We start from the raw sequence: 1,165 nt of genomic DNA, 5'->3' as shown, positions 1-1,165 counted from the left end.
GCCGGAACCGGGGACATCGCGCGGGTCTTGATGCGACTGCCGGAGATCGCCGAGCGGTCGGTCAAGGTGCTCGAGCAGCTCGAGACCATGACCCGCGAGGGCATCAGGCTGTCGCCGGAGAGCATCGCCGCGATGGGGCGGAGCGAGGGCCGCAAGAACCGCTGGCGCACCGTAGCGCTCTGGATCATTGCCGCGACCTTCATCGGCATCCTGATCGCGGTCCGGAATCTCTGATCGCCGAGACTTGATTGCATTGCAATCATACGAATGATATCATCGCTATCATTCCGTGCTGGAGGGGCGCCGTGGCAAGCCTGACCATCCGCAAGCTCGACGACACCGTGAAAACCTATCTGCGGCTGCGCTCGGCCAAAAACCGCAGGTCGGTCGAGGAAGAGGTCCGGGTCATCCTGCGCGAGCTGATCGAGGGCAGCGAGGAGCCGCTGACGCCCTTTTCCGCGCCGCCGGCCCCATCCACCGCCGCGACGCCGCAGCGCACCAGCGCGGTCGCGGAGGCCAGCGTTACTCTGATCATCGGCGGCGGCATCGCGGCCTATAAATCGCTCGACCTGATCCGGCGGCTGAAGGAGCGCCGCATCGAGGTGCGCTGCGTGCTGACCAAGGCGGCCCAGCAATTCGTGACGCCGCTCGCGGCAAGTGCCCTGTCGCATGAGCGCGTCTATACCGACCTGTTCGACCCTCAGAGCGAGTTCGACGCGGGGCACATTCGCCTCGCGCGGGAGTGCGACCTGATCGTGGTGGCGCCGGCGACCGCCGACCTGATGGCGAAGATGGCTAACGGCCATGCCGACGATCTCGCCAGCGCGATCCTGCTCGCGACCAACCGCAAGGTGCTGCTGGCACCGGCGATGAATCCGCTGATGTGGAGCAACGCGGCGACCCGCCGCCACGTCGCCCAGCTCCAGCGCGACGGCGTTGTGCTGATCGGCCCGAATGCGGGCGAGATGGCCGAAGCCGGCGAAGCCGGAACGGGCCGCATGTCCGAAGCGATCGAGATCGCCAACGCTGCCGAGCGGCTGCTCCGGCCGCCGGTGCCGAAGCCGCTCGCCGGCAAGCGCGTGCTGATCACCGCAGGTCCCACGCACGAGGCGATCGATCCGGTGCGCTATATCGCCAACCGGTCCTCCGGCAAGCAGGGCTTTGC

1 protein-coding gene and 1 pseudogene are annotated in these 1,165 nt (G+C 67.4%); both read left to right on the top strand.

The genetic code is table 11. From position 1 onward, the window contains the following. Positions 1–234, top strand: a pseudogene (locus JHD07_RS06180) (ubiquinone biosynthesis protein UbiB); the annotation flags it as partial. 71 nt (positions 235–305) lie between these two features. Further along, the coding region (gene coaBC / locus JHD07_RS06175; RefSeq protein ID WP_291620094.1) for a bifunctional phosphopantothenoylcysteine decarboxylase/phosphopantothenate--cysteine ligase CoaBC at positions 306–1,165 on the top strand (860 nt) is incomplete at its 3' end.

Origin of the sequence: Bradyrhizobium sp., from assembly GCF_016462955.1 — a bacterium.
Taxonomy (GTDB): domain Bacteria; phylum Pseudomonadota; class Alphaproteobacteria; order Rhizobiales; family Xanthobacteraceae; genus Bradyrhizobium.
Note: the sequence above shows the minus strand (reverse complement) of the source record. Positions and strands in the feature narration are given on the sequence as shown.